Below are 25,845 nucleotides of genomic sequence, written 5' to 3' on the forward strand. Positions count from 1 at the left end.
ATGGCTGATTGTCCCGTCAAATGCCCCGTGAAGTCGCCGTGCGTGAAGGGCATCGTGGCGCTGGGCCTGGTGGTGGCGCTGATCTGCTTCTTCAAGAAGAAGGCCTGCTGCAAGGCCAAGGCCTGATCCGTTCCGTCCCGGGGCCTCTCCCCGGGACGGGTCCCCATGGCGCGGGCCTCGGGCAGGGGCCTGGAATATCAGGGGCGTGGACTGTCATGGCCCTGGAATATCACGGCCTGTCGCGACCGGATTTCGGTCCGGTCCCGATCCAGGCTCCGCTTCCGGTCCGGCGCATCATCCATATCGACATGGATGCGTTCTATGCGTCGGTCGAACAGCGTGACGATCCCGCCCTGCGCGGCCGCCCGGTCGCGGTCGGCGGCAGCCGGCAGCGCGGCGTCGTCGCCGCCGCCAGCTATGAGGCCAGGCGTTTCGGCGTGCGCTCGGCCATGCCGTCGGTCACCGCCCTGCGCCGCTGCCCCGACCTGGTGTTCGTGCCGCCGCGCTTCGACGTCTATCGCGCTGTCTCGGCGCAGATCCACGCCATCTTCGCGCGCTATACCGCACTGATTCAGCCCCTCTCGCTGGACGAGGCCTATCTGGACGTCACCGCGCCGCTGGTCGCCCGCCCCTCGGCCACCGCCATCGCCCAGGACATCCGCGCCGCCATCCGGGCCGAAACCGGCCTGACCGCCTCGGCCGGCGTGTCCTACAACAAATTCCTGGCCAAGCTGGCATCCGACCATCGCAAGCCGGACGGGCTGTACGTGATTACCCCCCGCATGGGACCGCGCTTCGTCGAGGCGCTGCCGGTCGAGCGCTTCCACGGCATCGGCCCGGCCACGGCGGCACGCATGCACGCGCTGGGCATCCGTACCGGACTGGACCTCCGCGCCTGGGACATGGCCGGCCTGGCCCGGCATTTCGGCAAGGCCGCGGCCTTCTATCACGGCATCGCGCGCGGACGGGACGACCGTCCGGTCGAACCCGACCGGCCCCGCAAATCGCTGGGGGCCGAACGGACATTCGACCGCGACATCCGGGACTGGCCGCAGGCCGCCGCGGCCTTGGACGATCTGTCCGCCCGGGTCTGGCAGGCCTGCGCCCGGCGTGGATTGTCCGGCCGCACCGTCACCCTGAAACTCCGCTATGCCGATTTCAGGCAGACTGGGCGCGCGCACTCGCTGCCCGGCCCGGTCGCCGCCCAGGCCGCCCTGTCCCGGGTGGCGCAGGACCTGCTGCGTCCGTTCTTCCCGCTCAAACAGGGGCCGCTCGAACAGGGGATCCGCCTGCTGGGCGTCACGCTGTCCAACCTCGATGCGGCGGAAGCGCGCCCCGGCGCGCAACTCGTCCTGGCCCTGGACCCGTCCCTGGATCCGACCCTGGACCGGGGCTGAAAGGCTGCTCCACAAGCCTTTCAGCGGTCTTGCCCTCACGCGGTCTCATGCCCATAAGCTGGCACGACGCCGCCATTCCGCCGCGTCGTCATTCCGCATCGGAAACAGCAGGATCGAACGCCCATGTCGCTTCTCGTCAGAACCGCCCCCGCGCGCGCGGAAGCCTGGCGCCTCGCCTTCGCCAAGGCGGCGCCCGGCCTGGACGTCCGGATCTGGCCCGAATGCGGCGACCCGGCCGACGTCACGGCCCTGCTGACCTGGCAGCCGCCGCCGGACCTGCTCGCCCTCTATCCCAATCTCCAGGTGGTCTTCTCCGAAGGGGCGGGGGTCGATCAGTTTCTCGCCCTGGGCCTGCCCGACACGATGCCCCTGGTCCGCATCGTCGACCCGGCCCTGACCGACATGATGGTGGAATACGGGGTCTGGGCGACGCTGGACCTGCATCGGCAGATGCCGGCCTATCGCCGGGCGCAGGCGGCGCACCGATGGAACGGCCTGCCGCCATGCCTGGCCGCCGACCGCCGGGTCGGGGTGCTGGGGCTGGGCGTGCTCGGCCGTGCGCTGCTGCACCGCCTGCACCTGTTCGGCTTTCCCTGCGCGGGATGGAGCCGCAGCCCGCACGCGCTCGACGGCGTCACCTGCTTCGCGGGCCGGGACGCGCTGGCGCCGTTCCTGGCCAGGACCGATATCCTGATCTGCCTGCTGCCGCTGACCGACGATACGCGCTTCCTCCTTTCGGCGCCCGCCTTCGCGGCGCTGCCGCGCGGGGCCGCGTTGGTCAATTGCGGCCGCGGCGGCCATGTGCACGAGGACGATTTGCTGGCGGCCCTGGCCGACGGTCAGCTCTCGCACGCGATCCTCGACGTCGCCGGCCAGGAGCCGCTGCCCGAAAGCCATCCGTTCTGGACCCATCCGGGCATCACGCTGACGCCGCACATCGCCAGCGACACCGTGCCGGCCAGCGCCGCCCGGCAGATCGTCGAGAATCTCGACCGCCTGCGCCGGGGCGAATGCCCGTCGGGCCTGGTCGATCGCGGGCGCGGCTATTGAAATTCGTGCCCCGTTACTTGTTCATCCTTCATGACATCAAGCGGACTTCAAAGTATTGACTCATTTTTAATCTTTAACGGGCGTGCCAGCACGGTCTCGCATGTCGGAAGCCGCGATGCGCGAAGGGCGCGCATCCTTCGGGCATGGAAGAAAAAATGGCGATCCGCGCCTTGTCATGTTCCATGCTATAACGCTACGCATAAAGGCAGCAGACGGCTGGATATCCTGGGGTGCCGGCATCAAATCGGGACCGTGCCACTGAATACCGCAATATGCCGGCGACGGCGTGGCGCAACTGCCAAAGCAAAAACCGGCGGAGCAACCCGGCTCCGCCTCCCTGTTGCCCCGAGGCCTGAATGCGACTCATAGCCATCGTTGACGACCGTTCAACCAACCGGACGATCTTCGCGCGGCTGGCCATGACGCTGGGCACGGACATCCAGGTCGAAGTCTTCTCCACGCCGCTCGAGGCCCTGGACTGGTTCGGGGACGACAACGTGCCCGACCTGATCATCACCGACTACAAGATGCCGCTGATGGATGGGGCGGCCTTTACTGCGCGCATCCGCAATCTCGACTGGGGCTATGACGTCCCGGTGGTCGTGGTCACTGCGTATGAGGACCGCGATTACCGCATCAACGCGCTGGATGCCGGTGCGACCGACTTCCTGCTCAGCCCGGTCGACCATACCGAATTCCTGACCCGGGCGCGCAACCTGCTGCAGCTTAGCTGGCATCAGAAGCGCGCCCGTTCGCGCGCCGTGCAGTTGGAGCAGGAGCTGGAAACCACGCGCCTCGCGCGGGCCGAGATCCTGCGCGGCAGCCGCGACCGGCTGCTGCAGGTGATCGACACCGTGCCGGCGATGATCAGCGCGACCGACGCCGACGGGAATTATCTGTTCGTCAACAAGTTCCACGCCCGCGTCCTGGGGCCTCGCCAGGGGCGCAACAACGCGGCCTCGGTCACCCGCGACCGGCAGGTGCTGGAAAGCGGCCTGCCCACGTCGCGCTACGAGGAAAGTATTTCCGACCGTTACGGGATGGAACGGATCCTGCTGACCTCCAAGATCCCGCTTTATGACGAGGCCAGCGGCATGCGCTACGTGCTGACCACGTCGCTGGATATCACCGACCGCAAGAAGGCCGAGTGGGAACTGCACCACCTGGCCTATTACGACCAGCTCACCGGCCTGCCCAGCCGCTCCAAGCTGGAAGCCGAGATGCAGGCGCTGATGGCCCAGCGGGGCCCGAACGGCCGCCCCTTCGCGTTCCTGCTGCTCGACCTGGACCGCTTCAAGGGCGTCAACGACACGCAGGGCCACACGGTCGGCGACCTGCTGTTGCGCAAGGTGGCGGTCCGGCTGCGTACCGTCCTGCCCCATGCCGCGGTCATCGCGCGGCTGGGCGGCGACGAATTTTCCATCGTCCACGACATCGCCGACGCCGCCGACGCGGCCGAGCTGGCCGAGCGGATCGTCGGCATCTTCTCGCGACCCTTCATGCTGGGGGACCGCTCCATGAGCGTCGGCGCCAGCGTGGGCGTCACCTTGTATCCCGAACCCGACGCGACCTTCGAGACCCTGCTCAAGCGCGCGGACCTGGCGATGTACCGCGCCAAGAACGAGGGACGCTGCCGCTACGCCTTTTTCGACCAGGGGATGGAACAGGTCTTCTCCGCGGCGACCGAGATGGAGCAGGCGCTGCGCCGGGCCATCGACAAGGGCGAGTTCGTCCTGCACTACCAGCCCGAGATCGACCTCGCCACCGGGGCCGTGTCGGGGGTCGAGGCGCTGATCCGTTGGGTGCGCCCCGGCGGCGAACTGGTCTATCCGGGCCGCTTCCTTCCGCTGGCCGAGGAGACGGGGCTGATCGTTCCCATGACGGTATGGTCCCTGCGCGAGGCCTGCCGCCAGGCGGCGCAATGGCGGCATGACGGCATCCATGTCCGCATGGCGGTCAATCTGTCGGGCGTCCTGTTCCGCCAGCACGACGTGCACCAGCTCGTGGTGGACGCCACGACCGAAACCGGCCTGGACCCCAATTTCCTGGAACTGGAACTGACCGAGACCGCACTGATCGAAAACCCCGATTCCGCAGGGCGGCAGTTGCGGGCATTGCAGATGCTGGGGGTCTCGGTCGCCATCGACGATTTCGGCACCGGCTATGCCTCGCTGGCCTATCTGACCAAGCTGCCGATCCGACGGTTGAAGATCGATTCGGTCTTCATCCAGGACCTGGCTTCGTCCTCGGGCAGCCGGGCGATCGTCAAGGCGATCATCGGCCTGGGTGAAAATCTCGGCATCCAGGTGATCGCCGAGGGAATCGAAAGGGAGGACCAGCTTCGCTGGCTCGAAGACCAGAATTGTCAGGAAGCACAGGGTTTTTATTTCGGACATCCGCTGCCCCCCGCGCGATTCCGCACCCTCGTCGAGGCCGGGGTATTGACGCTCGCGGGCCGGGTCACCGCTCCGGCCGAACCCGGCGGGAACGCCTAGGTTAAGCGTGTATCCGCCATGACCTTGAAATCTGGACGCTGAAATTCGCGAGACACGGGGTGTTCGTGCGGCCTCGGCCTCTGGCGTCTTGCGTTTTCGCGCCGCCGCCCGTACCGACTGCGGCCATCAAGCGGCCATGTTGGCCGGGCAGGATAGGGGATGGGTGCCGGTCTCCTTCCACCGTCACCGGCCGATTTCGTCCGGTGCCCGTCATCGGACGCCGCGAGTGTGTTTTATGGAGCATCTTCACGCGACCGGGCGAACCCGCCATATCGCGATCTGCTCTGGGCCCGAGAGAGTCATGACCCATGGGGGTGCGTAAAATCCTGGCGCGAATGCGGCAAGGCGGGGACGGCGAACACCAGATCGTCCTGAACCGGCTGGTCATCGCCTGCATCGTGCAGATCTATCTGCTCGGGATCTATCTGTACGGCGCGATCACGCTCGGGCGCCTGTGCGCGTTGTCGGCCATCTGCGGCACGTTCCTGCTGGGGGCGATCGCGATCGCCGTCGCCCTGCTGCTATGGCCGCGCCCGTCGCAGGCGCGCCGGATCCTGCAACTCGGCTGGGACCTCGGTTTCCTGTCGCTGGGCATGCACCAGGGGCGGATCGACGGTATCCCGCTCTATCCGATCTATCTCTGGGTGATCCTGGGCTACGGCTTCCGCTTCGGCCTGACCTACATCGCCGCGGCGGCCGTGCTCGGCGCCAGCGGCTTTGTCCTTGCCGTCCACGACCTGCCGGTCTGGCGCGATACCGGCTATCTCTTCGCGGGCCTGGTGATCGGCCTGCTGATCATTCCGCTCTATTCCGCGTCGCTGATCCGCTTTCTGTCCGATACCCGCAGGCGAGCCGAGGAAGCCAGCCGGGCCAAGACATTGTTCCTGGCCAGCGTCAGCCACGAACTGCGCACGCCGCTGAACGCCGTCATCGGGATGGGCCGCCTGCTCGGCGAATCCGCGCTGGATACCGAGCAGCGCGACATGGTCCGCACCATCCGCGCGGCGGGCACCTCGCTGCTGGGCATGATCGAGGATCTGCTGGATTTCTCGCGGATCGAGGATGGCCGCATGCCCGTGCGCGCCCGGCCTTTCGCGCTGCTGTCGGTATTGAACGAGGTCCGGCGCATCGTGGGGGTCGCCGCGCACGACAAGCGGCTGCAGATCTGCATCCATGTCACCGCCCGCACCCCGTCATGGCTGGTCGGCGACGACCGGCACGTGCGTGACATCCTGCTCAATCTGGCGGGCAACGCCGTCAAATTCACTGAACGGGGCCATGTCGCGATCGCGGTGGACGGCGCCGCGCTGCCCGGCGGCGGCGTCGGCCTGCGGTTCGAGGTCTCGGACAGCGGGATCGGCATCCCCGAAGCCGCGCAGCAGCGCGTCTTCGAAACCTTCACCCAGGCGGATGATTCCGTGATCGACCGTTTCGGCGGCACCGGGCTGGGCCTGGCCATCTGCCGCCGGCTGGTCGACCTCATGGGCGGCGAGATGGGACTGCGCAGCCTGGAGGGGCAGGGCAGCACCTTCTGGTTCACGATCCGGCTGCAGGAGGCTGCCCCGGCATCGGTGCCTCCCGCGTCGGCATCCCCCCCATTGGCCTCTCCCGCATCGGCGCCGGCGGCGTGGCCCGGCCTGGTCCTGCTGACGCGCAACGCCGCGCGCTACGCGGACCTCCTCGCGCGGATCGGGCGGCTGGGCGCGCATGTCACGGTCGTGCCGTCCCCCGACGCGGCGGCGGCGCTGCTGGGCCGTTCCGAAGCGCGGACGATCCTGCTGGCCGACGGCGCCGAGATGGATGCGGGGACGGATGCGGGGACGGACGATGCCGGCATCGCGGCTGCGCGGCCGCCCGCGATCCTGCTCGGCCCGGCGGCCGCCGACGGCCTGCCGGACGAGGCCACGCGGCGCAATTTCCTCTCGATCCTGCCACCCGACGCGGATGACGGCGCGATCACGACCGTCCTCGGCCTGGCCGCAGCCCTGCTGCCCGAACGGCCCGACCCGTCCGAACCCGCCACGCCGCTGAGCGAGGGGCTCGTCGCGGCCCGTTCGCTGTCGATCCTGGTCGTCGAGGACAACATCGTCAACCAGAAGGTCCTGTGCAAGACCCTCTCCCGGGTCGGCCATCGCTGGCGCGCCGCCGCGAATGGCGAGGAAGCGCTGGAACGTCTGGAGGCGGAGGCGTTCGACCTGGTGCTGATGGACCTCAACATGCCCGTCATGAACGGGATCGAGGCGACCAAGCTCTATCGCTTCTCCGAGGTCGGCGCCGGCGCCAGCCTGCCGATCGTGGCGCTGACGGCGGACGGCACGCAGGAAACCCAGGCCCGATGCCGCGAGGCCGGGATGAACGGATTCCTGCTGAAACCGATCGAAATCGAGGCCCTGCTGCAGACGATCGATGCGCTCGTTCCCGCTTCGGCCGGGCAACGCCCCGCCCGTCCGGAGCCGCTCGCCCCGCCGCCGCCGCTGGTGGAGCGGGCCGTCATCGTCCCGTTCCCGGCCGTCACGCTGAACCGCAAGATGGTGCAGGACCTGCAGGCATTGGGCGGCACCCAATTCCGTGCCGACCTCATCGGCGATTTCCTGACCGACGCGGCGGCCATCATCGACCGGATGGCGGATGCGCTGGCGGCGGGCAAATGGACCGTGCTGCTGGACGAGGCCCATTCATTGCGCAGCGCCGCGGCGAATGTCGGGGCCGAACGGCTGACATCGCTCTGCCAGGAATGGCGGGGCTTCGACTTCAATCGGGGGGCCGGTGCGGCCCATGCCCATCTTCTCGCCATCCGGCAGGAAATGGACAAGGTGCACGAGGCCCTGTTCCCCTATACGATCCTGTCGCCCCAGGACAGCATCGCCCCATAAGGACCGGCCTCACTGGCGGGCAGACCGCGGCGCATGATCGGCCTGCGTCGCGGTTCGCCCGCCAGATGACCGGCCGCCAGATGACCGGCCGCCAGTGACCGGCCGCCGTTCAACCGGCGGCGCTGGCCGGCTCGTCGGACTGGATGCGGCGGTTCTGGGCATTGACCAGCCGCAGCATCTTGCGCAGGTCGCTCTCCGTCAGGCGCATGGCGGCGTCCACCCAGATATCGGTGACGTCGCGCAGTTCCTGATGGCTGACCGGGTTGACCAGTTGCCTGGTCCGCAGGATCGCCTCGTGGGCGTTGTAGCGCCGGTCCAGGCGCGCCAGGTGCTCGCGGACGGTCGCCTCGCCGTCGCCCGGCTCGGCCAGTACGTCGATGATCCCCATGTCATGCAGATCGGCGGCGCTGTAGGTCTGGCCGCTCAGGATCATCTTTTCGGCCATGCGCGCGCCGATGCGCCGTGTCAGCAGCGTATAGGCCCCCATGCCCGGGAACAGGTTGAACAGGATTTCCGGCAGGCCGAACTTGGCATGTTTCTCGGCCACGATGATATTGCACGACAGCGCGGCCTCGAAACCGCCGCCCAGCGCGTCCCCCTGCACCAGGGCCACGCTGGTGACGAAATGCCCATAGCCGTCGGCGTTGGCGAAGACGACGTCGACGCAGCCATGGGCATAGCGGCGCAGCCCCTCGCGGTCCTTCTGCATGATCTTCTCGGCGAACAGCGCCAGGTCGCCGCCCAGGTTGAAGATCCCCGGCACCCGCGATCCAACCACGACATAACGAAACGGCAGGCTTCCGCCCGTTGCGTCCGCCACCGCATGGATCCGGTGCTGGATCGTCCGCAGGTCGCGCAGCAGCGGCGGCGAGAAGCTGGGTCGGCCGTCCGGCCGCATGAAGGTCCACAGGGTCCGCCCCGCCGGATCGAACGAAACCTCGACGTTCGGCAGGCTTTCGATCGTGGTGGGCTCGGGTACGCTGCGCAGGCCGTGCAGCGGACGCCCGGACATCAGGGTGGGGTTCAGCGCGGTGGCAATGGACGAGACGGCCTGGATGCTGGATTTCGACGACATGATCTTCTCCTGACAGGATGCCGGACGGACGCTGCAATGCACCGGATGTGCCGTCGGACCGCCTCGGCCGGCGAAAGCCTAGCTGCCAGGCCGTGTGTCGTCATTGATGATGAAGCATGCCTTGCCCGTGCATGACGAACAATCCTGATAGGTTGCCCGGAAGACACGGCCGGCCATGCCGGAGAATTTCGGCGCATCACATCGCGCCCCGGCCATCCCGCAGGTGGCCGGTGGAACGGAAATACATATTTTCAATAGATTGCCGGTCATGCAGAACATCTCCGGCGACGGACGGTACAGTTGATTTTTAAATTATTTCTTAAAATCCTGCGCCATGTTCGCCGGATTTCGGAAAAGCGCCCGGCCCGTCAACCGACACGCCATCCCGCGCGCAACGCGCGGCGTGGTCAGGCGCGGACCGTCTCCGCCATGATGGGGGCGCGGGATGCGCCGGTGCCGGTGCGATAACCATCCGGATGGGCCAGGCGCCAGCGATAGGCCGTCTCGACGATTTCGTCCAGCGTCACGAAGCGCGGAATCCAGGATGTCTCGGCCCGCAACCGCGCCGCGCCGGCGACCAGCCGCGCGGGATCGCCGGGACGGCGGGGGGCCGGCAGCCACGGCACCTGGCGGCCGGTGACGCGCTCGACGCTGCGGATCACCTCCATGTTGGAATGGCCCGTTCCGGTGCCGACATTATAGACCACGCTGCGGTCGCGAATCACGTCCAGCGCCGCCAGATGGGCCTGCGCCAGATCGCTGACATGGATATAGTCGCGGATGCAGGTGCCGTCCGGGGTGGGGTAGTCGTCGCCGAACAGGTGCAGTGCCCCGCGCCGCCCAAGGGCGGCGTCGATCACCAGCGGAATCAGATGGGTTTCCGGGCGATGGTCCTCGCCGATCCGTCCGCCCGGATCGGCGCCGGCGGCGTTGAAGTAACGCAGGCAGGCACTGCGCAATCCGTGGATACGGTCCGCCCACAGCAGGGCGCGTTCGACCATATGCTTGCTCTCGCCATAGGGCGAACCGGGTACGATCGGCGTATCCTCGGTAATCAGCGCATCCTCGGTCTGCCCGAACAGGGCGGCGGTCGAGGAAAACACGAAACGCTTCACACCGTGCCGGATGCAGGCATCGACCAGGGCAAAGCCCAGCCCCGCATTGGCTTCCATATATAAAAACGGATGCTGCATGCTTTCGCCGACCAGGGACAGCGCCGCGAAATGCAGGACGCCGTCCCATGGCCCGTCCGCCAGGACCGCATCCACCAGCGCGCGATCCGCCAGGTCGCCCTCGATGAACCGCACCCCCTCGGGGACGGATTCCCGATGACCGGTCCGCAGATTGTCGAAGACCACGACATCATGTCCGGCGTCACATAATGCCGCCACCACATGGCTGCCGACATATCCCGCACCGCCGGTCACCAGAAATCGCGATCGTCCCGCCATGGCTCGTTCCTTTCGAAACATGTCGTGGCCTGCCGCCACGTCCATGGATCGTTCGAGGTGGATGAAAGGACCGCCCGGACGGACATCCGGGCGGCCATGCGTCAGTTGCGGTTATAAGTGTCCTCGATGCGGATGATGTCATCCTCGCCCAGATAGGACCCGGTCTGGATCTCGATCAGGACCAGCGGAATCTTTCCCGGATTTTCCAGCCGGTGCGTGCATTCCTGCGGCAGATAGATGCTTTCGTTCTCATGGACGGTGATCTGTTCCGCATTGCGGGTCACCAGCGCCACGCCGCTGACCACGATCCAATGCTCGGCGCGATGATAATGCTTCTGCAGCGACAGCTTCTCGCCCGGCGTCACCACGATGCGCTTCACCTGGAAGCGCGCATCCTGGATCAGGCTTTCATAGAAGCCCCAGGGCCGATAGCAGCGATTATGGCTCTCGGCTTCCCTGCGCCCGGCGGCCTGCAGGCGCGTGACCATCTTCTTGACGTCCTGCGCGCGGCTTTGCTGCGTGACCAGCACCGCATCGCGGGTCGCCACCACGACCACGTTCTCGACGCCGACCACGGCCGTCAGGATCTCGTCCGAGCGAACATAGCTGCCGGCCACGGATTCCAGGAACACGTTGCCCTGGCTGACATTGCCGCCGTCATCCTTCTTGGTGATATCCCACAGGGCATCCCAGCTTCCGATGTCGGTCCATCCGAAATCGCCCGCGATCACCGCGGCCTGGTCGGTATGTTCCATGACCGCGTAATCGAACGAAATGTCGGGCGCCGCGCGGAACGACGCCGCATCCAGGCGCTGGAACATCAGGTCGCTCGTCCGCTGCTCCACCGCCTGGCGCACCGGGCCCAGCACCGCCGGGGCATAGGTCTCCATCTCCTTCAGCAGGGTGCGGGCGGAAAAGACGAACATGCCCGAATTCCACATATATTTTCCCGACGCGATCAGCTCGGAAGCGGTCGCCGCGTCCGGCTTCTCGATAAAGCAGGCGACCTCGCTCGCCTCCGGCAGCTTCGAGAGCGGCTTGCCGGCCTCGATATAGCCGTATCCGGTCTCCGGCCGGGTCGGATGCATGCCGAACACCACGATGCGGCCCCGCTGCGCGGCGGTGGCGGCGACGGGCAGCAAATGCTCCAGCGTGTCCGGACGGGTGATGACGGCATCGGCCGCCATGATCCACAGCACCGCGTCCGGATCGGTCTCGGCCGCCAGCAGGGCGGCGGCGGCGATCGCGGGGGCGGAATTGCGCCCGACCGGCTCCAGGATGATCCGCGCATTCTCGATGCCGGCCTCGCGCAACTGCTCGGCGATCAGGAAGCGATGCTCGTTGTTGCACACGACGATCGGGGCGTCGAAATTCTCGCCGACGCCGCGCAGGGCCGTCTCCTGCAGCATCGTCTTCTCGCCCACCAGCGACCAGAGCTGCTTGGGATAGCTGGCGCGCGACACCGGCCACAGCCGGCTGCCCGACCCCCCCGATAGGATGACGGGCACGATGCGGGTCGTGCTGGCGGATTTCGTGCCGATCATCGGGAAGACGGTGTCGGACATGGTTTGGTCCCTTTCCAGTGGTGCGTGCAGCAGGACAACGGAAAATAACAGCAAAATCACGGCACCTGACGCGATAATGATGCCGGATGGGTAACAATATTGTTCAGTTCGCCCGGACGGGCCGAAAAACCTGCGTCTCTTTACGCCTTATAGTCGTCAGTCGGCCATTCATGGCCGAGGCCGCTTGCGTCAGGCCACATACATAGCACATCGCGCCGCGATGGCCAGAAAAGCCGTGCGGGATCAGCCGCTACTCTTTGGCCGCCGCCCCGATGGCCACCGCCCGGATCGACGGTCCGGGTCAGTGCTGGCCGGCGAAAAGCGGCTGGCTGCTTGCCACGGGGGCACGGCGTCCGACGATGTCCAGAAGCTGGCGCGCGGCCCGGTCCCAGGTAAACCCGGCCACGTGGATGCCGCCGGCATCGCGCATCCGTCCCCGCCGCAGCGGATCCTCGACCACCGCCATGACGCGGCGCTCGATATCCGCCGGGTCGGCCGGATCGAAATAGGCGGCAGCCGGACCGCAGACTTCCTCCAGCGACGGAATCGCCGACGCGGCCACCGGACAGCCGCAGGCCATCGCCTCGATCGGCGGCAGGCCGAACCCCTCGTAGAAGGATGGGAATACGAAGCACAGCGCCGCCTCGTACAGGGCGCGCAATTCGGTGTCGTCGACCCGGCCGATATATTTCGCCGGCTGGGGCAGGGATTGCTCCCGGTCGCTCTCCGAGAAGACCGTGCGGTTCAGCCCCCCCGTCACCACCAGATCGATGTCCAGCGCCGCCAGCGACCGCGCCAGCAGCGACAATCCACGCAGATTCTTGTGCGGGGCCAGGTTGCCGACCGCCAGCACGAACCGCCGGGGCGTGATGTCGTGCCGGGCCAGGATCGTCCTGTCGGGCGTCAGGGACAGGATGTGATCCGCCCCCTCGGTGATGACCGATACGCCGTCATCGGGCAGGCGCAGGCGCGCCTGCAATTCGCGGCGCGAAAATTCGGACACGGTGACGAAATGCGTGCGCGTATGGCGCAGGGCATGCAGCATGCCCCTGTTCCACAGCCGAAACTTGGCCGAATAAGCCTGAGGGTAGCTGAAGACCCCCGCATCATGGACGACGACGATCTGCGCCTGGCCCGCCAGCGGGGCCAGCAACGGCGCGGTATTGCCCAGGTTGACCAGCATCCCGTCCCTGGCATGCCAGGGCAGTTCGGCCTGCTCCCACGTCTGTCCGCGCAGCCGCCCGCATGAACGGGCCGGCAGGCCGTCCGCCGGGCACGCGGCGGCCCCCGGCGGCGCGAGGATATGCGCCGGGAGTCCATGCGGGGAAATCTCCAATATCCGTTTGGAGATTTCCCGTGCGAATCGCTGAACGCCGCTGATCTTCTGGGTCAGGAAACGGCCGTTGATATACAGGTTCATTGCGTCCGTCCCGACCGCTTCAGGTGAAACAGGTGCCGTGGCCCCGGCGCGTTTCCGGCCGGTCCCGACCAGATCCGGCCGCGCACGTCATCGCGCGCCGCGTTGCGCCAGGACCGCGGGCAGGGTCTTCAGCAGGATCGCCACGTCATGCCATATGGCCCAGTTGCGGACATACCACCCATCCAGGCGAACCCGCTCGGCATAACTGGTATCGCTGCGCCCGCTGACCTGCCACAAGCCGCTGACGCCCGGCCGCGTCTTATAATACAGCTCGATATATTCCCCATAATGGCCGGCTTCCGCATCCACGATCGGCCGCGGGCCCACCAGGCTCATCTCCAGGCGCAGCACGTTGATCAACTGGGGCAGTTCATCGAGGCTGGTCTTGCGCAGGAAACGGCCGATCGCGGTCACGCGCGGATCGTTGGTCAATTTCTGCGTGCGGGCCCATTCCTCGGCCGCGGCCGGGTCGCGCGCCAGCAATTCCTTCAGCACCTCGGCGGAATTGACCACCATCGTGCGGAATTTCAGGCAGTGGAAATGCCGCCCGTTCATCCCCAGCCGCCGGTGCCCGAAAAAGGCCGGCCCGCCATCCAGCTTGACCAGAGCGGCGATCGCGACAAAGAAAGGCAGCAGCGCGACGAACAGGCTGGTCGCCACCGTGATGTCGAACAGGATCTTGACCGCCCGCGCCAAAGGCTGGTCCAGATTGTTATAGTACGTGAACATCACGTCGTCGTGGCTGAAGAACGACGATTTGCGCATGCCATGGACCGGCAGTTCGATGCCGCGCGGCACCAGGGTAAAGGGCACGCCGTCGCGCACCAGCCGCTGCACCGCCGCGCGGTTGACGCCATGGTCCGTGTCGCAGACCAGCAGCGCGCGGCTGGCGCCGTACCGGCGCAGCACGCCCCGGCCGTGATTGTCGTTGGTCGCCGTGATGAATTCGGAAATGTCGATATGCCCGACCGTCCGCAGGCCCGGCAGGGAATCGCTGGCCAGCGCGGCGCGGATGCCGTGGCAATGCTCGTCCGCCCCGACCAGCAGGGTCGGCACCTGCCAGGCGTCGAGCCGATGCAGCGCGTGCTTGGCCACCTGCCGCCCGATCGGCGCGAACAGGGCGAAACACAGCCAGGCGCCGCCGCTCGCCAGCGCATAGGGCTGCGGAACGCGGCCAAGGATGGCGAAGCTGGAAATCAGCGCGGCGAACAGCGATGTCGAAACGACGACCCGGGTCTCATCCCAGAACGTGCCGCGATCGCGGTAATGTCCCTGCAGCCAGAAGATATAGGCAACGAAACAGAAGACCGTCGCCTGGCCGATCAGCATGTCCCGCAATGCAGGCAGCGCCGGAACGGCCAGAGCGACATGGTAGAAGATATGGGCGATCTGCGCGCTGATCAGAAAGACGGCAAAAAAAGACAGGGCATAGGCGACAATATCGGATGCGAAAATCAGCAGAGGTGCATTTTCGGGTACCGCAAGCGGGCGAACCTTTTCCTGCGCCACGTCGATGAATGCACGATTGTCCGGCACGGAACCCGGCACAGAAGCAGAAATATCAGGTGTAATTGCCCTGTTGTAATCTAGGGTCGTCATAATACTACCCCGTCTCTGGATATAGTTTCCATCGTATTAATAATGAATGTGGCGAGAATTGGATTGGTCTGGAAAATTTGCGAAATAAAAACACGACGGCGGCATTGTTGGTTTTATTCTATTGCCGACACATGGTTACATCAGGCCAATTTGGACAGTCTATAGATTGTTTGTCTCATGAGATGGCAAGTCGTTCCAAAATGCGTCGACCGTGAGAGTTTTTGTCATGGTCGGGAATTCTCATCCGGGATGATGAGGGTGGTTGGAAATAGTTCCATGCCGGATCAAAAAAAATCCCCTCCGACCCTGTGGCGGAGAGGACCATTCGCGAATCTATCATGTTGTTTTTCGTGCGAAAATTCCAGCGGCTTCGGCGGAACTTTCCGATGAACCCGGCGTTGCCGCCGTTTGCCGGGGTGTATGCCGCGCCTGGGGCACCTGTTTCAGCGGCGCATCGGATCCTCTCCCGTGCATCCGATATGTCCATATCGGTTGAAACGTTTTCTCGTGATATGCCGCCGTACCGCCACGGGCAGCGCGCAGGATAAACGCGCCACGATTTCTTCGGACGTGGCCGCGCTCCCTTGGGCGGCTTCCATAATGATTTTCTGCGGCAACAGGATTTCGATCGTGGTCGCATCGACGGGGGCGGGCCTGTCCGTATGGCCCCAGCTTCGGACCACGTCGTACAATCCCTTGTCCGCGGCGCGCCGCAGCAAATATCCATATCCGCGGGTCAGGCCCTCTTCGGACAGGAACGCGTCCAGCCACGCCGCACAATCCTGCCTGTCGTCCCACGGCCCGATCTCGATCGACCTGGCGTTGCGCGACTCCGCCGTCGCCCTGGTCTGATGTGGATCCATCGTCGTCATCGCACGTCTCCCTCCGTCCGTCCGGGGCTGCGACCGACAGGCTTATGGCTCCTGCTCCGACACAGGAAACAAAGGAAATAGGCGTGCCCGCGACGGGCATCCGGTACCCGCCTGTCTCTGCCCGATATGGGTGGCCGGGCCGCTTCGTGCCAGGCGCCTGGCCATCACATGCGCGGTACGTCGCCCCGCGTTCCCTCACTCTCCCTCGGCCGACGTCGATCCGCTGATCGAGGGGGGATCGCTGGCCGGGAAACTTTCGTCCAGCCCCTCATCCAGCTTCTGGTCCTTCGTCTGGGCGCCGGTGGCGGGCGTCTTCCCATTGCCGGCCGGCGTCTCCGCGGGGGGCGCAGGTCCCGCGGGCGTTTGGTTGTGCGACATGACCGCCCTCCGATGCTGGCCCATGCGATGCCGGCTCAACGCCCCGGCAGCGTCCCGTTTGCGCGATGTCACCGATGTGATTGTCCCCGCCGTCATTGTCCCTGCTGTGATCGGCCCCGCATTGCACCCGGATGCCTCTGCGTGATGCGCGCGCCGATTTGACATGACGGCGGTTTGGTGATGCATGACGGGCGCGGTCGGGCCGCGTTTGGACTGCCGCGCCATCGGGGCTATGATTGGCACATGATTCCAGCTTCTCCTCGCTTCCTGCGCCTCGCCGGACCGGTTCCGGGATCCCGGGCATGACCGAGCGCCGGGCTGTGCGCCACCGGGGCATGACCCTGGCGGAAGGGGACGATGCGGCCGACTGCCTCGCATGGGCGGCCCCGCGCCGCCGGACGTTGCGCGTGCTGCGCGCGGTGGCGCGTCTGGCCGGGATCGCAGTCTGGATACCGCTGTCCGTCGGGTTCGAGGCCGGATTGCTGCTGGTGCCGGGCACCGCGAAAATCCGCTGGACTCCGGTGATCTGGGGCGGATTGTGTCGCCTGCTGTCGGTCGAGATCCGCGTCATCGGCAAGCGGGCCGGCAGTGTCGGGGGGGCTGCCGCCCGGGCACGGGGCGAGCGCCCGGTCATCTATGTGGCGAATCATTCCTCGTGGCTCGACGTACCGGTGCTCGGCGCGGTCCTGCCGTCGGTCTTCGTCGCCAAGGGCGATATCGGCGCATGGCCCCTGATGGGCACGGCGGCGCGTATCGGCCGGACGATCTTCGTCAGCCGCCAGCGCAGCACGACGGGGCGCGAGCGCGACGAAATGATCGGCCGCCTGATCGGGGGCGACAATCTCATCCTGTTCCCCGAGGGCACGTCCTCGGACGGCTCGCGCGTGCTGCCCTTTATGTCGGCCTTCTTCGCCATCGCCAAGATCCCCGCCCTGCGCAAGGGCAGCGAGGGCGAGCCGCCGCCCCTGACCTATGACGACGGCATGGCGCCGCTGATCCAGCCGATCTCGCTGGTCTTCGACCGGCTGGACGGACTCAACGTCAACCGCAATCGTCGCCCGGTCTTCTCATGGTACGGCGACATGGACCTGGCGCCGCATTTGTGGCAGCTCGTGCAATGGCGCTCGATGCGCGCCAGCGTCATTCTGCATCCCGTGCTCGACCCGGCCGATTTCCCCGGCCGCAAGGCGCTGGCACAGGCGGCCTGGACGGCGGTGGCCGACGGCGCGGCCCAACTGCGCCGCAATGCCGACATCACCGACCCGCCGCCCGCCCCACTCGGCCGCGATGCCGGTCGCGACCCTGGCCGCGACTGGGATTGAGCAGCCTGCCAGGCTCCACAGTCCCAGTCTCCAGTCCCAGTCTTCAGTTCAGCCAGGGACCCGGCGCCGTCGGGTGCGCGGATGTTCCGGCCATTCCATCAGCACGTTCTCGACCGCCTGCGGATCGGTCCGCTCGGCCTCGGCGAACAATTCGTCCGCCCGCGCCTGGTCGCCATGCTCTTCCGCCCGCAGGGCGGCCTCGGCCAGGCGGCGCGCCAGTTCATGCTTACCCGCCCCGGCATGGGCCGGCTTGTCGTCGTCTTCGATAAATCGGGACATCACACGCATCCTTCCCTGCGCGCGTCCGCGCGCGTTGGTCCTCGGCAAATCGCCCGCAGCAAATCTTCCGGACGGACGGATCGCGGACGCGCCGTCTCCAAATCCGTAACTGCGACAAAACACATGTAGGCGTCGGGGCGCGCACATCCATGGGGCGCCGGCAAAAGGCCGCTTGACAATGGCGGCCGGATCCCGTCTTGGGGCGTGGAACAATTTGCCCTATCCAACGTTGCGCTTCAGTCCGGACTCCAAGCCCGGACCCCGGGTTTGGAACAGCATGGCACAAAGGTTTCTCTCACGCGGCCGGCCGATCCGGCCACGTTCGATCCTGCTGGCGGCGCTGCTGGTCCTGGGCGGTTGCTGCGCCCATGGCAGTACCGGCGATCATGTCCATCGCGGCCCGTACGGCTCCGTCGGCATGGGCTATGGCGGCTCGTAGGGGCTACGTCGCATGCTGCAGAAAAGACCGGCTCTCGCCATGATTTGCGCACAGGCGGCGGCCATTCCTGGCATTGTTGCGTAGTTTCCATCAGGAGAACGACAATGGTCCATCTGGGGATTCAACTGGGAATGGTCGGCCTTGTGTCCGGCCTGCTCGTCGCCTGTGGCATCCAGGTCGCGCGTCTCGTCGAAACGCGGATCGACCCCGATTTGTCGGTGTTGAATCGGCCGGCCGGCCTGGACATCTGACAGCCGGACGGCAAGGCTTCGCGTTTGGTGCAGCCGCGGATAATCGCCGCCGGCGCGTCGTGACCGGCCGCGCCTTGCGGCCTTTTCTCGCGGGAGAATTCCAGATGATCCGTTCCTTCCTGATCGCCGGCATGGTCCTGGCCGTCCCGGCGCTGGCCGCGGCACCGGTCCAGGCCCGTACCGTCCCGGTCACCGGGCCGTTCGTTCCGGCCGCCGGCGCCTCGCCTGCGGTGACCGGCCGTTTCACCGGCACGCTGGATGAGAAGCGCAACCTCGTCACCTACACTATTAAATATAGCGGGCTGAGCGGTCCGGTCATGGCAGCGCATTTTCACGGCCCGGCCGATCCGGGGCAGGATGCCGGGGTCATGGTGCCGATCAAGGGGCCCTATGCCAGTCCGCTGCACGGCGCGGTGGTCATGACGCCAGAGCAGGTGACGGCGCTGCGGGCCGGCCGGGTCTATGTCAACCTGCACACCGAGGCCCACCCGAACGGCGAAGCCCGCGCCCAACTGCAGGTGCGCGGCGCCCAATAGCCGGCGGAACGCCGTCCAGGGCGGATCGTGATCGGGTGGAACCGCCCGATCGCGTGGAGACGCAATGACGTCCAGCCCGGGCAGGCCACTAAAATATTGATTCTAGAGCAGATCCCGTTCAAACGGACTCGTTTGAACGGGTGAAGATGCTCTATAAAATAATGACTTAGAGCATTTCCACTGAACCGGTGTTCAGTGGAAATGCTCTAGTGACCGGCGGTACGGGAAAACAGATTGATGATCGCCACGCCCAGGACGATCAGCACCATCCCCGCGATCGCCGGTCCGTCGAGATATTGTTTCAGCCAGATCCGGTTGATGACGGAAATCAGCACGATGCCCGCGCCCGACCACACGGCATAGACGATGCCGGTCGGCATGGTGCGCAGGGTCAGCGACAGCAGGAAGAACGCCACGCCGTACAGGCCAAGCATCAGTACCGTGGGCAGCGGGCGGGAAAAACCATCCGACAATTTCAGTAATGATGTTGCGATGACTTCGGCGATGATGGCGCCGGCCAGAAACAGATAGGAATTCACGCCCCGATCGCCCTTGTGCCCGACCCCGCGACAAAATCCGCCGCACGGTACAACAAGAAGCGCCACGCGCCCAGCCATCGTCTTCAATGCATTCGCCGTCCGGCCCCCGTAGCGTTGCGTACATCACAGAAATGCCCTGTTTCCGGAATCGTTCGGATTCCAAAAACAGGGCTGGGCACAAAACGGAAGAATATTTTCGACCAATCCGCCGATCGCCGGAATCCGCTCATGAATTCCGGACACAGAATCCCAATACATGCCGTGATGGGGGCGCCCTGATCGGGCAACTCTCCCTCATCATGGTCTGTTCCAGTGTCCTGATTCCGAAATTCGCAAGCGAATTCCGGAATCGAAAGGACATTAGAATCAATATTCTAGTGGCCTGCTGATCCGAGAAATTCTCATAAGAATTTCTCGGGCAGGACACTAATGCCCCAGCGGAATCGTGGGCGACAGCAGGATGCTGATGACGATGGCGGCGATCATCACCGCCACGACGACGATGCCGCCCAATGTCTGCTTGGTATTGTCCGACAATCTGTGATCGGGATGGCCGGCCAGGCGTCTGCCGAACATGACATGCTCTCCAAATGACCAGGGTCCGGATCTCCGGAAACCGGTTCCGGAAAATTCTTTCCCTCGGAACGAACGTCGGGAAATCAATCCTTGGGGCGCGGGTATCGCTCCCCGTCGACGGATCTGGTTGGCGTGCGGGCGCGAAACAAGGGCCGGCGGACGCGCTCAGCGCGATGTGAAGCGGCCTACAGGGCCAGGACGCTCAGCACGCTTCCTTCCACGATCACGGCGCAGGCGCCCAGCACGTCGCCGGTATGGCCGCCGATCTGCCGTCGCGCCAGGCCCGCCACCAGTCCGGCCGCCACGATGGCCGCCAGGCAGGCTCCGGCCGCCCGGGACGGCGGCAATGTCAGTCCCGCCGCCAGAACCGGCACGGCCAGGCCGGCCGCCAGCGCCATGGGCGGAACGCGCGTCATGCCGGCCGCCAGCCCGTCCCGGCGGGCCGGCGGCAGCACGCCGAGCAGCCCGGCCATGGCGGCCCGGCCCAGCCCGCCCGCCACCGCCAACCCGGTCACGGGATGGGCCAGGCCCGCCAGCGCCGACGCGCGGATCAGCAGCGCCAGCACCAGCGCCAGGACGCCATAGCTGCCGACCCGGCTGTCGCGCATGATCGCCAGCTTGCGCGCCGTATCCCGGCCGCCGCCGAACCCGTCGGCCATATCGGCCAGCCCATCCTCATGCAGCCCGCCGGTCAGCAGGACCTGAGCGGCCATGGCCCATCCCGCCGCCGTCAGCCGGCCCATGCCGGCCCAGTCCAGCAGGCCCGCCACGCCGCCGCTCGCGGCGCCGACCGCCAGGCCGATCAGCGGCCAGGTCCAGGCCGACCGGGCCAGGTCGATCTCGTCTTCGCTCTCGTCCTCGCCCCCGGCCGTTCCGCGTCGCGACCGGCCGGCCGGCAGGCGCGTCAGCAGCCCCAGCCCGGCCAGCAGATCCGCGCGGCGCCTGGACAGCCAGCTCATTGCCGCGCGCTGATTCCCGCCTCGGCGAAGCTGGCCATGCCGGCGTGGCAGGCCAGGGCGGCGCGCAACAGCGGCACGGCCAGCGCGGCTCCCGATGCCTCGCCCAGCCGCATCTCCAGCGCCAGCAGCGGGGCCAGCCCCAGATGCCGCGCCAGCACGCCATGGGCCGTCTCGGCCGATTGGTGGGACAGCACGGCATGCGCCAGCCCTTCGGGATGCAGCCGGGCCAGGGGCGCGGCGGCGGCGGTACAGACAAATCCGTCCAGCACGACCGGCACGCGGTTCCGCCGCGCCGCCAGCACGGCCCCCAGGATCGCCGCCAGCTCGTATCCGCCAACCCGGCGCGCCATCTCCAGCGGATCGCCGCGCCAGGCGGCGTGGCGCGCCAGCCCGGCGTCGATCGCCGCCGCCTTGCGCGCGATGCCGGCCGCGTCGGACCCGGCGCCGGGGCCGGCCCATTGCGTGCCGTCGCCACCGAACAGGGCGGCCGCCAGCGCGGCGGCGGCGGTCGTGTTGCCGATCCCCATCTCGCCCAGGCACAGCAGGTCGGTCTGCGGCGGCACCGAAGCATGGCCGGCGGCAACGGCCGCCAGGAATTGCGCCTCGTCCATCGCGGGGGCCTCGGTGAAATCCGCGGTCGGCGCCAGTCCCGCCAGGGGAATGACGGTCAGTTGCGCGTCGGCCACCCGCGCCAACTGGTTGATGGCGGCGCCCCCTGCCGCGAAATTGCCGACCATCTGCCCGGTGACGTCCGCCGGCCAGGGCGATACGCCCCGCGCCACGACCCCGTGATTGCCGGCGAAGACGATCACCCGTACCCGTTCCAGCACCGGCATGGCCCGGCCTTGCCAGGCGCCCAGCCAGGCGGCCAGCTCTTCCAGCCGGCCCAGGCTCCCCGGCGGCTTGGTCAGCACCGCGTTGCGCGCCGCGATGGCCCGCCGCGCCGCCGCGTCGGCCGGCGGCAGGCCGGCGCAGGCATGCCGCAGCGCGTCCATGTCGGAAAAGGCCAGGGGGGCGGGAAAGGCCGGGGGATCGGAAAAGGGGCGTGCCATGGCACCGTTTGTGTGGCGTTATGCGCGCTGATGCAAGGCGCGCGTCGCGGAGGAGACATGGAACCGGCAGGCCGCGAAGAGCCACCAGGACAGGGTGTGGGCCAAGGGACAGGCCAAGGGGAGAGCCCGGCAGCGGACCAGGCGGGGACCATCCTGGTGCTCGGCGGCGTCCGTTCGGGCAAGAGCCGCCATGCCGAGGCCCTGGTCACCGCCGGCCCGCCGCCCTGGCGCTATATCGCGACCGGCCGGGCCTGGGACGATGAAATGCGCCGGCGCATCGCCCGGCATCGCGCCGACCGGATTGCCGGATGGCAGACGGTCGAGGAGCCGCTGGCGCTTCCCGCCGCGCTGGATGATGCCGGAACCCTGCCCGTCCTGGTCGATTGCCTGACCTTGTGGCTGACCAACCTGCTGCTCGAAGACCGCGACATCCCGGCAGCCACCGACGCGCTGCTCCGGGCCCTGCGCCGCCGCCCGGCCCTGACCGTCCTGGTCGGGAACGAGGTCGGGCTGGGCATCGTGCCCGAAACGCCGCTCGGCCGTCGCTTCAGGGACGAAGCCGGCTGGCTGCACCAGGCGATTGCCCGCCAGGCCGGGCGCGTCGTCCTGATGGTCGCGGGCCTGCCCTTGACGGTAAAGGACCGGCAATAGCGTCGCCGCCGGTCATGCCGCAGGGGCTCGCGGCGCGCGCGCCCAGGGTGCGGTCGTGAAACGACCGGCCAGATAGTCCAGAAGCAGCGACACCCGCGCCGGGCGCATCTGCCCGGGCGGCGTCACCAGATGGATCGCGATCGGCGTGACCTGCCATTCCGGCAGCACATTGACCAGGCGTCCGGCCATCAGCTCGTCCCAGACCATGAATTCCGGCATCAGGCTGACGCCCAATCCCGCCAGCAGGAACGGCAGGAACGCCTCGGCATTGTTCGTGTGCAGCCGTCCGGATTGCACGATGGTGTAATCGCCGTCCTGCGCATGATGAAACCGGATCTGCCCCGGCGCCGCGGTATTGGTATAGATAAACCCCGGCATCTGCTCCAATTCTCGCGGATGGCGCGGCTCGCCCGTGCGCTGCAGGAAGGCGGGCGATGCGACCAGCGGCAGCCGCACCGCGCACAGGCGCCGCGCGCGCAGCGACGAGTCCGCCAGCGACGCGATCCGCACCGCCAGGTCATAGCCGCCGCCGACCAGGTCCATCTGCTGGTCGCTGAAGGTGATGGCGATGTCGATATCCGGATAGGTCGCCATGAATTCAGGCAGTTCCGGCGCCAGATGCGCGATGCCGAAGGTCATCGGCGCGGTCAGCCGGATCAGCCCGCGCGGATGGACCGTCTGCTCGCGGGCCTCGGCCTCGACCATCTCGCCATCCGCCAGAATCCGCGTGGCGCGATCCAGCGCGCCCCGTCCCGTCTCGGTCAGCGAGAATTGCCGCGATGTCCGATGCAGCAGCGGCGAGCCCAGCCGCGCTTCCAGCCGGCCGATGGCTTTCGACACGGTGGGTTTCGAAATCTGCAATTCCTCCGCCGCCCGGGCGAAGGATCCCGTTTCCACGACTTTGGCGAAGATCGCCCATGCTTCCAGATCGGGCAGGCGCGTCATAGCGTTGTTCTGAACATGAGGGGGGCCATTCTTTCCGTTTTCCGGACGATGCCGTCGTCGCGTCCCTTTTGTCCATGCATAACCCCGCCCTGGCCCAGGAATTTCCGGATCGCCCCTCCCGCCCCCCCGTCTTTCTCCCCGTCTTTCTCCCCATCTTTCCCCGTGTCCTGCCGAAGAGCCACGGCATGGCGCCGGGCACGCCGATCGTCGCGATCCGGGTCCTCGGCACCGGGCACGGCAGCGTGAGCACGATGGCCGGGACAACCCTTGTTCAGGCAGCCGAGGATTCCGATCCGGCCATGATCGGCGGCATCGGGCGCGACCTGTACCGGAAGGCATGCCTTCCCAGGGGAGGGGCCGAAGGTCGTGTCGAGGCACGTATGGAAGCGCGCCTGGGGCGCGTTGGGACCGTGCCGCGGGGCGGGTTCCGGATTCTTGTTTTGATTCGGCTCCGTTTCGCGAACCGTCCGGACCGGCCCGCCCGGCCCGGATGCCGTGTCCGTCGCCCGGGCGCGCCGCCCGGCACGACGGACCGGGCGCGGTGGATGAATTTCCATAAGATCATTATTATATATGGATCGAATTGAATTTTAGTTCCGAATCCCGTCGGACGCGACCCCACGGATGCGTGACCCGATGCAAGAAAAAAATCATCCTCTATTCTCTTTGACTTGACATATGTGCGTTCAGGCCCGAGATGATGCGGAAGAACGAGGTATTTCATGGCCTCAGTTCGGACGGGGCTCTCTGGCGCGACAGGATCGATACGGCCTTCCAGGGCACCCTGCTCGGGCGACCCGCCTGCAGCGTAACCGTGCGGCAGGGCGGGCGATGGACATCATGGCGTGCGAAAGGTTGCATCTGTATGAGTGAAGAAACGAAGACGTCCGCGCGGACGCGTCGCAAGGCGACCGCGAAGAAGAGCGAAGCCAAGGTGACGGCCGCCCCGGTCGAAGAGAAGATCGCAGCCCCGGCCTCCGAAATTGCCGAGACGCCGGTCAAGGTGAAGGGCGCGCGCAAGAAGGCCAAGGCTGCCGAACCGAAAATCGAGCCCGCGCCGGTCATCGAACCCGCGCCGGTCGCCGCCAAGCCCGCCCGCCGTGCCCGCGCACCGAAGGCCGCGCCCGAACCGGTGGTCGTGCCCGTCGTCGTGGCGGCGCCGGCGCGCCGTCGCGGCCCCGCCCGTCCGGCCGTCAAGGCCGGTCCGGTCGCGGAAGAGGTCGTGACCTCCGCCCGCAAGCCGGCCAAGGGCGCGGCCGCCCGCGCCACGGCCGCCAAGCCGTCGCCGCGCCGCGCCGCGGCGACGGCCCGAAAGGCCGCTCCGGTGGTCGAAGCGCCGAAGCCCGTGGCCAAGGCCAAGAAGGCTGCGATGGCCAAGCCGGCGAAGGCCGTCCCCGCCAAGGCCGTCCCCGCCAAGGCCGTCCCCGCCAAGGCTGCGCCCGCCAAGGCGCCGGCCGCGAAAGCCGCTCCAGTGAAGGCTGCTTCGGCGAAGGCGGCTCCGGCGAAGGCCGCCCCGGTGAAGGCTGCTCCCGCGAAGGCCGCTCCCGTAAAGACCGCTCCGGCAAAGACCACTCCGGCGAAAGCCGCTCCGGTCAAGGCGCCCAAGGCCGTCAAGGCCGCCACCAAGAGTGTGGCCGCGAAGCCCGCGCCGAAAACCGTCACGAAGGCTGCCGCGAAAGAACTGGTGAAGGCTCCGGCCAAGTCGTCGGCCAAGGCCCTCGCCAAGAAAGGCGTCGCGAAGTCCGCGCCGGTGAGCAAGCGCGCCGTAAAGGGCACGCGCACCGCCGTCGATGCGTGGCGCGAAGCGCGCGAAGCCCGCAAGCAGGTCCGCCTGGCGCGCCTCGCCGCCGCGAAGGCCGCGGCCAGCGCCTGACCGGCCTGGAACCATCTGTGATCTTGCAGCAGGCGGCCCGTCTCCGGACGGGCCGCCTTTTTCCGTGCGCCGCTCCCCGCAACCGAGCCTGATGGCGCGGCAAGGCACGTTCTCTGGCATCGCCGTAAAGGCATCGTCGTAAAGACCGTGCGCCACACCGTCTTTTACGAAATCAGGTTTTGGTTGAAACCGACTGTCCGTCCGGAAAAGCGCGGATGGAATCATGGCCGATACGGCGGCGCCCAGGC

At 67.1% G+C, this 25,845-nt stretch carries 26 protein-coding genes; 11 read left to right on the forward strand and 15 right to left on the reverse strand.

Going from position 1 to position 25,845, the window contains the following annotated elements; genetic code table 11:
• The 5 genes from QN315_RS15750 to QN315_RS15770 all read left to right on the forward strand — a co-directional run bounded on the left by QN315_RS15750 (window position 1) and on the right by QN315_RS15770 (window position 7,815).
• A complete protein-coding gene (locus QN315_RS15750; protein ID WP_281362898.1) occupies window positions 1–126 on the forward strand; it encodes a hypothetical protein in 126 nt (41 codons plus the stop codon).
• A gap of 89 nt (window positions 127–215) precedes the next feature.
• Complete coding sequence (gene dinB, locus QN315_RS15755; protein WP_408904535.1) at window positions 216–1,397, forward strand: DNA polymerase IV; 1,182 nt, start codon at window positions 216–218, stop codon at window positions 1,395–1,397.
• Between the two features lie 123 nt (window positions 1,398–1,520).
• Window positions 1,521–2,447 carry a glyoxylate/hydroxypyruvate reductase A gene (locus tag QN315_RS15760; protein WP_323990296.1) on the forward strand — a complete coding sequence of 309 codons (927 nt, stop codon included), beginning with the start codon at window positions 1,521–1,523 and terminating at the stop codon, window positions 2,445–2,447.
• Between the two features lie 356 nt (window positions 2,448–2,803).
• The gene (locus QN315_RS15765; protein WP_176640096.1) at window positions 2,804–4,942 is read left to right on the forward strand and encodes a bifunctional diguanylate cyclase/phosphodiesterase; all 2,139 of its coding nucleotides are present in this window, start codon (window positions 2,804–2,806) and stop codon (window positions 4,940–4,942) included.
• A 308-nt stretch (window positions 4,943–5,250) separates the two neighbouring features.
• The gene (locus tag QN315_RS15770; protein ID WP_323990297.1) at window positions 5,251–7,815 is read left to right on the forward strand and encodes an ATP-binding protein; all 2,565 of its coding nucleotides are present in this window, start codon (window positions 5,251–5,253) and stop codon (window positions 7,813–7,815) included.
• Window positions 7,816–7,924: 109 nt separating this feature from the next.
• Here QN315_RS15770 and QN315_RS15775 read toward each other — a convergent pair whose 3' ends face one another.
• The 8 genes from QN315_RS15775 to QN315_RS15810 form a co-directional block, all read right to left on the reverse strand.
• Complete coding sequence (locus tag QN315_RS15775) at window positions 7,925–8,890, reverse strand: crotonase/enoyl-CoA hydratase family protein (protein ID WP_176640953.1); 966 nt, start codon at window positions 8,888–8,890, stop codon at window positions 7,925–7,927.
• 78 nt (window positions 8,891–8,968) lie between these two features.
• On the reverse strand, window positions 8,969–9,160 hold the full coding sequence (locus tag QN315_RS15780) for a hypothetical protein (RefSeq protein WP_323990298.1): 192 nt from the start codon (window positions 9,158–9,160) through the stop codon (window positions 8,969–8,971).
• A 137-nt stretch (window positions 9,161–9,297) separates the two neighbouring features.
• Window positions 9,298–10,341, reverse strand: coding sequence for a UDP-glucose 4-epimerase GalE (gene galE, locus QN315_RS15785; protein WP_323990299.1), 1,044 nt, complete (start codon window positions 10,339–10,341; stop codon window positions 9,298–9,300).
• A gap of 101 nt (window positions 10,342–10,442) precedes the next feature.
• Window positions 10,443–11,906, reverse strand: a complete 1,464-nt coding sequence (locus QN315_RS15790) for a mannose-1-phosphate guanylyltransferase/mannose-6-phosphate isomerase (RefSeq protein WP_323990300.1) — start codon at window positions 11,904–11,906, stop codon at window positions 10,443–10,445.
• Between the two features lie 301 nt (window positions 11,907–12,207).
• On the reverse strand, window positions 12,208–13,326 hold the full coding sequence (locus QN315_RS15795) for a glycosyltransferase family 1 protein (protein WP_323990302.1): 1,119 nt from the start codon (window positions 13,324–13,326) through the stop codon (window positions 12,208–12,210).
• Window positions 13,327–13,413: 87 nt separating this feature from the next.
• Window positions 13,414–14,862 carry an exopolysaccharide biosynthesis polyprenyl glycosylphosphotransferase gene (locus QN315_RS15800; protein ID WP_323990304.1) on the reverse strand — a complete coding sequence of 483 codons (1,449 nt, stop codon included), beginning with the start codon at window positions 14,860–14,862 and terminating at the stop codon, window positions 13,414–13,416.
• 506 nt (window positions 14,863–15,368) lie between these two features.
• Window positions 15,369–15,797, reverse strand: coding sequence for a hypothetical protein (locus QN315_RS15805; protein WP_323990305.1), 429 nt, complete (start codon window positions 15,795–15,797; stop codon window positions 15,369–15,371).
• Window positions 15,798–15,992: 195 nt separating this feature from the next.
• Window positions 15,993–16,175: a hypothetical protein gene (locus QN315_RS15810; protein ID WP_323990306.1), complete on the reverse strand. Its 183-nt coding sequence runs from the start codon at window positions 16,173–16,175 to the stop codon at window positions 15,993–15,995.
• Window positions 16,176–16,510: 335 nt separating this feature from the next.
• Between QN315_RS15810 and QN315_RS15815 the strand changes: the two genes are divergently transcribed.
• On the forward strand, window positions 16,511–17,497 hold the full coding sequence (locus tag QN315_RS15815; RefSeq protein WP_408904650.1) for a lysophospholipid acyltransferase family protein: 987 nt from the start codon (window positions 16,511–16,513) through the stop codon (window positions 17,495–17,497).
• A gap of 48 nt (window positions 17,498–17,545) precedes the next feature.
• Here QN315_RS15815 and QN315_RS15820 read toward each other — a convergent pair whose 3' ends face one another.
• Window positions 17,546–17,776, reverse strand: coding sequence for a hypothetical protein (locus QN315_RS15820; RefSeq protein ID WP_176640810.1), 231 nt, complete (start codon window positions 17,774–17,776; stop codon window positions 17,546–17,548).
• Window positions 17,777–18,053: 277 nt separating this feature from the next.
• Here QN315_RS15820 and QN315_RS15825 point away from each other — a divergent pair, with 277 nt between their 5' ends.
• The 3 genes from QN315_RS15825 to QN315_RS15835 all read left to right on the forward strand — a co-directional run bounded on the left by QN315_RS15825 (window position 18,054) and on the right by QN315_RS15835 (window position 19,002).
• Window positions 18,054–18,215: a hypothetical protein gene (locus QN315_RS15825; protein ID WP_323990307.1), complete on the forward strand. Its 162-nt coding sequence runs from the start codon at window positions 18,054–18,056 to the stop codon at window positions 18,213–18,215.
• Between the two features lie 104 nt (window positions 18,216–18,319).
• Window positions 18,320–18,466 (forward strand): hypothetical protein, encoded by a 147-nt coding sequence (locus QN315_RS15830; protein WP_176640808.1) that lies wholly within the window; start codon window positions 18,320–18,322, stop codon window positions 18,464–18,466.
• A gap of 104 nt (window positions 18,467–18,570) precedes the next feature.
• Window positions 18,571–19,002 carry a CHRD domain-containing protein gene (locus tag QN315_RS15835; RefSeq protein ID WP_323990308.1) on the forward strand — a complete coding sequence of 144 codons (432 nt, stop codon included), beginning with the start codon at window positions 18,571–18,573 and terminating at the stop codon, window positions 19,000–19,002.
• A 206-nt stretch (window positions 19,003–19,208) separates the two neighbouring features.
• Here QN315_RS15835 and QN315_RS15840 read toward each other — a convergent pair whose 3' ends face one another.
• From QN315_RS15840 to cobT, 4 genes are all read right to left on the reverse strand, one after another.
• Window positions 19,209–19,541 (reverse strand): SMR family transporter, encoded by a 333-nt coding sequence (locus QN315_RS15840; protein ID WP_323993563.1) that lies wholly within the window; start codon window positions 19,539–19,541, stop codon window positions 19,209–19,211.
• 426 nt (window positions 19,542–19,967) lie between these two features.
• Window positions 19,968–20,117: a hypothetical protein gene (locus QN315_RS15845; protein ID WP_176640806.1), complete on the reverse strand. Its 150-nt coding sequence runs from the start codon at window positions 20,115–20,117 to the stop codon at window positions 19,968–19,970.
• Window positions 20,118–20,302: 185 nt separating this feature from the next.
• Complete coding sequence (gene cobS, locus QN315_RS15850; protein WP_323990309.1) at window positions 20,303–21,076, reverse strand: adenosylcobinamide-GDP ribazoletransferase; 774 nt, start codon at window positions 21,074–21,076, stop codon at window positions 20,303–20,305.
• A complete protein-coding gene (gene cobT / locus QN315_RS15855) occupies window positions 21,073–22,128 on the reverse strand; it encodes a nicotinate-nucleotide--dimethylbenzimidazole phosphoribosyltransferase (RefSeq protein WP_408904536.1) in 1,056 nt (351 codons plus the stop codon). The genes cobS and cobT overlap by 4 nt, the downstream gene beginning before the upstream one ends.
• A gap of 96 nt (window positions 22,129–22,224) precedes the next feature.
• On the opposite strand from cobT, the gene cobU reads away from it, so the two are divergent.
• On the forward strand, window positions 22,225–22,779 hold the full coding sequence (gene cobU / locus QN315_RS15860) for a bifunctional adenosylcobinamide kinase/adenosylcobinamide-phosphate guanylyltransferase (RefSeq protein ID WP_323990310.1): 555 nt from the start codon (window positions 22,225–22,227) through the stop codon (window positions 22,777–22,779).
• Between the two features lie 12 nt (window positions 22,780–22,791).
• Here cobU and QN315_RS15865 read toward each other — a convergent pair whose 3' ends face one another.
• Entirely contained in the window at window positions 22,792–23,724 is a 933-nt protein-coding gene (locus QN315_RS15865; protein WP_323990311.1) for a LysR family transcriptional regulator, read from the reverse strand.
• A gap of 185 nt (window positions 23,725–23,909) precedes the next feature.
• On the opposite strand from QN315_RS15865, the gene QN315_RS15870 reads away from it, so the two are divergent.
• Window positions 23,910–24,311 carry a hypothetical protein gene (locus tag QN315_RS15870; RefSeq protein ID WP_323990312.1) on the forward strand — a complete coding sequence of 134 codons (402 nt, stop codon included), beginning with the start codon at window positions 23,910–23,912 and terminating at the stop codon, window positions 24,309–24,311.
• 133 nt (window positions 24,312–24,444) lie between these two features.
• Here the strand turns inward: QN315_RS15870 and QN315_RS19630 are convergent, their stop codons facing one another.
• Window positions 24,445–25,731: a hypothetical protein gene (locus QN315_RS19630; RefSeq protein ID WP_408904651.1), complete on the reverse strand. Its 1,287-nt coding sequence runs from the start codon at window positions 25,729–25,731 to the stop codon at window positions 24,445–24,447.
• Window positions 25,732–25,845: the final 114 nt, after the last annotated feature.

The sequence above is a fragment of the Nguyenibacter sp. L1 genome, assembly GCF_035199985.1.
Lineage (GTDB): Bacteria > Pseudomonadota > Alphaproteobacteria > Acetobacterales > Acetobacteraceae > Gluconacetobacter > Gluconacetobacter vanlangensis.